This is a genomic window from Frankia sp. CoBUL1 (genome assembly GCF_978021245.1).
The window spans coordinates 21,833-28,608 of record NZ_CDXDOS010000021.1 but is presented as its reverse complement, the minus strand read 5'-3'; the positions used below and the strand labels follow the sequence as shown (position 1 = coordinate 28,608).

General features: G+C 71.4%; 4 protein-coding genes. 3 read left to right on the top strand and 1 reads right to left on the bottom strand.

What is annotated here, in order from left to right:
• The first annotated feature begins 575 nt into the window (after positions 1-575).
• The 3 genes from AC08OX_RS03795 to AC08OX_RS03785 all read left to right on the top strand — a co-directional run bounded on the left by AC08OX_RS03795 (position 576) and on the right by AC08OX_RS03785 (position 5,623).
• On the top strand, positions 576-1,091 hold the full coding sequence (locus tag AC08OX_RS03795) for a hypothetical protein (protein WP_011438756.1): 516 nt from the start codon (positions 576-578) through the stop codon (positions 1,089-1,091).
• An 86-nt stretch (positions 1,092-1,177) separates the two neighbouring features.
• Positions 1,178-3,691 carry a helicase-associated domain-containing protein gene (locus tag AC08OX_RS03790; RefSeq protein WP_476606530.1) on the top strand — a complete coding sequence of 838 codons (2,514 nt, stop codon included), beginning with the start codon at positions 1,178-1,180 and terminating at the stop codon, positions 3,689-3,691.
• A gap of 294 nt (positions 3,692-3,985) precedes the next feature.
• Entirely contained in the window at positions 3,986-5,623 is a 1,638-nt protein-coding gene (locus AC08OX_RS03785) for a DNA repair helicase XPB (RefSeq protein WP_476606529.1), read from the top strand.
• Positions 5,624-5,675: 52 nt separating this feature from the next.
• Here AC08OX_RS03785 and AC08OX_RS03780 read toward each other — a convergent pair whose 3' ends face one another.
• On the bottom strand, positions 5,676-6,224 hold the full coding sequence (locus AC08OX_RS03780) for a Uma2 family endonuclease (protein ID WP_476606528.1): 549 nt from the start codon (positions 6,222-6,224) through the stop codon (positions 5,676-5,678).
• Positions 6,225-6,776: the final 552 nt, after the last annotated feature.

The following is a 6,776-nucleotide window of genomic DNA, read 5'->3' as shown; positions in this document are numbered from 1 at the left end:
GGCGGCGGTGCTCGCGGCGGTCCTCGTCGTCGGCGTCTCGCTCGGCCGGACACTGGCCCTGCCAGGTGACGCCGGGACGATGTCCCGGGTCGCGGACTGGGGACGGGTGAACCATCTGTCCTTCCTCGTGGATCAGTTCGACCGGCGTCGTTAGGGCTTGGACCGGTGCCGTCGGCGGAGATGGGGCTTCGCGGCTCAGGCCCGTAAAAAGTTCGCAAAGATGGCATACAACGCAGAGGTTTGTCGACCAGAGAGCGATTGTTGTCACCGTTGCCGCACTTGTCGCTTTATGGTCTCCATTGAGTATGATCGAAGCAATGTCCAGGTAACCTGCGGATCCTCGGCCACGCGGACCATCCGGGCCGGCGGAGCAGGAGAAGCGGTCCCGGCGAAATTGGTTGCGCCCAGTTTGCCGAATCCTCTTGCATCCGATGGCCCCGGGCGTGTGAAATCGGTATCGGTAGGTCTGTCGCATTCCGTCGACCTCGCCGCGAAGAGGCCCGTCTCGGGCATCCTGGTCGCCGATGTTCGGCCGAGCGCGCGTCCTGGCCTGCCAAAGCATCCAGGGAGGCCACGTGCGTCCAAGACCCGCACCTTCTCCTGCGGCACCCCTGACCGTGAACAGTGGCGGCCAGGGGCGGGTGGGTCAGGACCGGGCCGGGCAGGGCCATGCCGGCAACGGCCGGGCCGGGCAGCTCCCGGACGCCTCCGACGGACCCGGCCGGCTGCCCACCGAGGCCGAGGCCGCCGCGATCACGGCGGCGGTCTTCGACAGCCCGCTGGTGTCCAGGGTGTCGCCGGATGGTCTGCGCATCACCGGCATCCGTACCTCGACCGGCGCACCCGACTGGGCGTTTGCGGTGTTGTCCCCGCTGGGCGGTACCGATCCGGCGATCGCGGTACTGCGGTGGGACACCAGCTGCGGATGGGTGCTCGATCAGGTGGGGACGGCCCGGGTCGGGATCGGCGGTGGAGCGGCCGGACGGCACGACGACCTGCCGCGCGGGGCCATCACCCGTCGCCGCGGTGCCGGTGTCCGCCGCGGTTGTGAATCCGGTATCCGCCCAGGTGACGCGGCACGGCCCGGCTGAGCGACGGCGCCCTGTCGGCCTGGCGCCGCGCCAGCTACCGTCGTGAGGGTGTCGATGTCGGCCGCCGAGGCCTCAGGACAGCGCCCGTGACCCTCGTGGACTGGTTGCGTGCGCTTCCGGATCAGGCGTTGACCCGGCTCTTCCTCCTACGGCCGGACCTGGCGACGCCGCCCCCACCGGACTTCGAGGTGCTTGCGGCCCGCCTGGAGATCCGGGTCAGCGTGGCCCGCGCGTTGGAACGTCTCGACACGGGCGCCTGCGAGCTCCTGGAGGCGTTGACGATCCTTCCCCGGCCGGTGTCCCTGGCGGAGCTGACAAGGTTCTGCGGGCATTCGGAGGTGTCCGAGCCGGTGGGCCGGCTTCGTGACCTCGGGCTCATCTGGGGCGACGATGCCGAGCTGCGGGTCACCGGGATGGTCGTCGACCTCCTCGGCGTGCGCCCGCTGGGGCTCGGCCGTCCCGTGCGAGCCTGCCTGACGACGTACCGGCAGTCCCAGCTCGCCCGGCTCCTGACCGCGGCCGGCCTGCCGGTGCCCCGGGGCGCGGTCGACGAGACGATGACCGGGGTCGCCGTCCGGGAAGCGATGATCGACGCGTTGAGCGACGCCTTCGCGGACGCGGATCGGGTGCGGGAGTGGATCGAGGCCTGCTCCTCCCGGGCGCGGCAGCTGCTGGACCGGCTGGCCGCGGGTCCGGCGCTCGGCGCCACCACGGAGGCGGGCCGGTTGCTGGGGGTGTCCGCGGCCCGAACCCCGGTGGAGGAACTACTTGCCCGCGGCCTGCTCGTCGGATTGGACGAGGAGACCGTCGAGCTGCCGCGCGAGGTTGGGCTGGTCGTGCGCGGCGAGCATCCGGCCGGGGTCCTGCACCCGCATCCGCCCGCGGTCGAGGGAGAGGTCGTCGGGGTGGCGGCGGTTGACGCCGTGGCGGCCCTGGCGGCGGACGCCCTCGTCCGGTGGGTCACCACCCTGCTGGACGCTTGGGGCACGAGCCCGGTCACTCCGCTGCGCACCGGCGGGTTGAGCGTGCGGGACCTGCGTGCCGCCGCGAAACTGCTCGATGTCGACGAGCGGACCGCGGCCTTCGTGGTGGAGCTGGCCGCGGCGGCAGGCCTGATTGACGCGACCGCGGGGGCCGAGGTCCAGTACGTGCCGACCACGGCCTACGACCGCTGGGGCACCGACCTGGTGGCGGCCCGGTGGGCCGTACTGGTCGAGGGCTGGCTGCGCTCGTCGACCGCCGCCTGGCTGGTCGGCGAGCGGGACGAACGGGGCCGGCAGATCGCTCCCCTGTCGCTGGACGTGCGGCGGCCGGCCGTGCAGGACCTGCGTGCCCAGGTCCTGCGGGCGCTGGCCGCGGCGCCCGCAGGGGTGGTGCCGACCGCGGAGTCGTTGCGTGCCCTGCTGACCTGGCGAGCGCCCCGGCGCGGCGGAATGCTGCTCGCCGGGATGATCGACGGAACGATCGTCGAGGCCGAGCTGCTCGGGCTGACCGGCCGGGGCGCACCGAGCACGGTCGGTCGGTTACTCGCCGCCCAGCTCGACGCGGAGAACGCCGATCCGACGCGGAACGTGGGCGTGCCGAGCCGATCGGCGGCTGGTGATCCAGGGCTGTGCGTCAGGCTTGCCGACGCGCTTGCGCCGCTGTTGCCCGAGCCGGTCGAGGAGCTGCTGCTGCAGGGGGATCTCACTGCGGTTGCCCCGGGCCCGCTGGTACCCCGGGTGGCTGCGGAGCTGGCGCGGATGGCGGATGTCGAGTCCGCGGGCGCGGCCACCGTCTACCGGTTCTCCGAGGCCTCGCTGCGTCGCGGTCTGGACTCGGGCCTGGTAGCGGAGGACATCCACGCGATGCTCGTCCGTCTCGGTCGAGGCGGGGTGCCGCAGGCCCTCACCTATCTGATCGACGACACCGCCCGGCGGCACGGCCGGTTGCGGGCCGGTCCCGCCGCGAGCTACCTGCGCTGCGAGGACACGGCGCTGCTCGCCGAGGTGGTCGCCAACCGGCGTACCCAGGCGTTGGGGCTGCGCCGGATCGCGCCGACGATCGTCATCTCCCCACTGCCGACCGCGGAGATGCTCGCCGGCTTGCACAGCGCCGGGTTCGCACCGGTCGCGGAGGCCCCGGACGGGCGGGTGGTGCTGCGCCGGCCCGCCGCCCATCGGACGCCGGCGCGTCCCCGCGCGGCGTCGGTCGACGTGGCCGACACCCGGATCAACCAGCTGCGCGACGTGGTCCGGCTGGTCCGCCGGGGCGACGACAGCGCACGGGCGGTCCGGGCGGCCGGCGAGGTTCCCGGCATCGAGGTCGGGCTCACCCGGTCCGCGCCGTTGATCCTGGTGCTGCTGCAGGGAGCCGTCCGGGACCGGCGCCGGGTGCTGCTGGGCTACGTTGACCAGCAGGGTGCGCCGAGCGACCGGATCGTGCGGCCCACCGCCGTCGAGGGCGGCTGGCTCACCGCGTGGGACGAACTCAGCGCCGGCCCGCGTCGTTTCGTCCTGCACCGGGTGACCGGCGTCGCTGACATCGACGACGCGTTCGGCGGACCGCCGGTGGCGGCGGACTGGTCGGCCGCCGCGGAGGATCTCGCCGATCCGCCATGAGCCGGGCGGGCCGGTGGGCCGGTACCGGTGCCGGTACCTGTGCCGGTGTGCCCGCTTGCCCGCGGACCCGCGGTGGTTTCGGTCTGGCTTCGGCCCCTCTGGTTACCGTGTCGGTGGTCGGCTGTACCGTCGAAGGGCGCCGGTGAACGAGCAGCGCGCCGCCGGTGTGATCGTGCCGGTGCTACGCCGGTGGCCCGCACCGCACCGATCGGTGCAGGGCGGCTCGTGTTGGTGGTTCACTGATGGGCCGATACCCACGGCGGAACCTACGGCGGACGGAAAGGGCGGTGGCGGGTGACGGACGGCCCGTTGATCGTCCAGTCGGACAGGACGTTGCTGCTCGAGGTCGAGCATCCCAGTGCTGTCGAGGCGCGGTCGGCCATCGCTCCGTTCGCCGAGCTCGAACGGTCTCCGGAGCACGTGCACACCTATCGGGTGACGCCGCTGGCGCTGTGGAACGCCCGGGCCGCCGGTCATGACGCCGAGCAGGTTGTCGATGCGCTGGTTCGCTTCTCCCGTTACGCCGTGCCGCACGCCCTGCTCGTCGACATCGCCGACACGATGGATCGCTACGGTCGGCTGCGCCTGGAGAACGACCTGGCCCACGGGCTGGTGTTGCGTGCTCTCGACCGGGTGGTGCTCGTCGAGGTGGCCCGGGCCAAGAAGGTCGTGCCGATGCTCGGCTCCCGCATCGACGACGACACGATCGCCGTGCACCCCTCCGAGCGCGGCCGGCTCAAGCAGGTGCTGCTCAAACTCGGGTGGCCGGCGGAGGATCTCGCCGGCTACGTCGACGGCGAGGCGCACCGGATCGAACTGCGCCAGGACGGCTGGGAGCTGCGCGACTACCAGAAGGGCGCGGTAGCCGGGTTCTGGGAGGGCGGGTCGGGGGTCGTCGTGCTGCCTGCGGGCGCCGGGAAGACCATCGTCGGTGCCGCGGCCATGGCCCAGGCCGGGGCGACCACGCTGATCCTGGTTACGAACACGGTCGCCGGCCGGCAGTGGCGGCACGAGCTGCTGCGCCGCACCTCGCTGACCGAGGAGGAGATCGGCGAGTACTCCGGGGAGCGCAAGGAGATCCGGCCGGTCACCATCGCCACCTATCAGGTGATGACGGCCCGGCGTAAGGGCGAATACCTGCACCTGGAGTTGTTCGGGGCCCGGGACTGGGGTCTGATCGTCTACGACGAGGTGCATCTGCTCCCGGCGCCGGTCTTCCGGATGACCGCCGACATCCAGTCCCGTCGTCGGCTCGGCCTGACCGCGACCCTCGTCCGGGAGGACGGCCGGGAGGGCGACGTCTTCTCGTTGATCGGGCCGAAGCGGTATGACGCCCCGTGGCGGGAGATCGAGGCACAGGGCTGGATCGCGCCGGCGCAGTGCACCGAGGTGCGCGTCACGCTCACCGAGGACGAGCGGATGGCCTACGCCGTCGCCGAGCCGGAGGAGCGGTACCGGATGTGTGCCACCGCCCGCAGCAAGCGGGCGGTGGTGGAGCGTCTCGTCCGCCAGCACTCCGATGACCGGGTGCTGGTGATCGGCGCGTATCTCGACCAGCTCGACGAGCTCGGGGAACTGTTGGACGTCCCGGTCATCCAGGGTTCCACCCGTAACCGGGAGCGGGAGCGACTGTTCGAGGCGTTCCGGACCGGGGAGATCACCACACTGGTCGTTTCCAAGGTCGCGAATGTCTCCATCGACCTGCCGGAGGCCGGGGTAGCCGTGCAGGTCTCGGGCACGTTCGGTTCCCGCCAGGAGGAGGCCCAGCGGCTCGGTCGGGTGCTGCGGCCCAAGGCCGACGGCCGCACGGCGCACTTCTACACGGTGGTGGCCCGCGACACCCTTGACCAGGAGTACGCGGCGCACCGCCAGCGATTCCTCGCCGAGCAGGGCTACGCCTACACCATCGTCGACGCCGACGACGTCTGCTAGCCCCGCACGGGCCTTCGGCGGGCTTCCCGGGGAAGCGGTCGGCGTCGCGCCATCACTCCGAGTCGGGCGGGTCGATCAGCTCGGCAGGCTGGATCGCCACCGGAAAGGGCCGGGTGGCGGTGAAGGTCTCCTTCCCGCTGACCGTGTGGGTGGCGAGGTACGCGTCGGCGACCAGGCCGTACGCCTCGATGGTGGCGGTGTCCGGGTCGATCAGCCAGCAGGACGGCACGCCGCGTTGCCGGTAGAGATCGAGTTTGAGGGTGCGGTTGTAGCGCCGGGTGCTGGCGTCGGCCACTTCGATGACGAGGGACGGGGTGTCCCGGAACCGACGGCCGGTGTCACCGCTCGCCTCCACCACCACGACGTCCGGCACGAGCAGACTGCGGGGGGACAGCTCCACCCCGATCCCGGCCGGCAGGATATGAGCTCCGGAGGTGGCCGTGTCCGCCAGGATCCGGACCAGGCGCGCCGTGACGCGGGCCCGCAGCGGTGTCGGCCATGGTCGCAGGACGCACAAGCCGTCCAGGAGTTCGAACCGAGCGTCGTCATGCCCGCCCGTGTCGAGATCTTCCACGGTGACCGGGGGAGTGGGAACGGTCATCGAGGGGCGATGGGAGCGCGGCTGTGCGGGGGCCTGAACCACGATGGCTATCGTGCCTGTTGCCGTGGCCGCTGTCTAAAGCTGGCATGCGTTAATTGTCCGTGTCGCGACAAAAGGTCGAAGTCTAACGAAGACGACCTTCGAATTGTTCAAAAGGAGTGATATAAAGCTCTTGTCTCTTGGATTATCCGATGATAATTTGATCGCCGTCGATGGCGGTCGAGAAGAGCGTTCTTGGAAAGATCGTCTTTGGGAGTGCCTTCCGGCGTTCGCTCCGTCCCGAGTGGCGCCCGGCTCCCACGCCAGAGAGCTTGCCCCCGCGGAACCTCCCGTCCGCGGGGGCAAGCCTTTCCCCGCACGGCGCCTCCCCCGCACGGCGCCTTCGGCGCGGTGCGGGGACCTCTGGCATGGGGGTGGAGGCGGGGTTTTCGTCGGCTCGCCTTCGGCGAGCTTCCTGGGGTAGCCGGTCGGGGTCTTCGGCGCGGTGCGGGGACCTCTGGCATGGGGGTGGAGGCGGGGTTTGCGTCGGCTCGCCTTCGGCGAGCTTCCTGG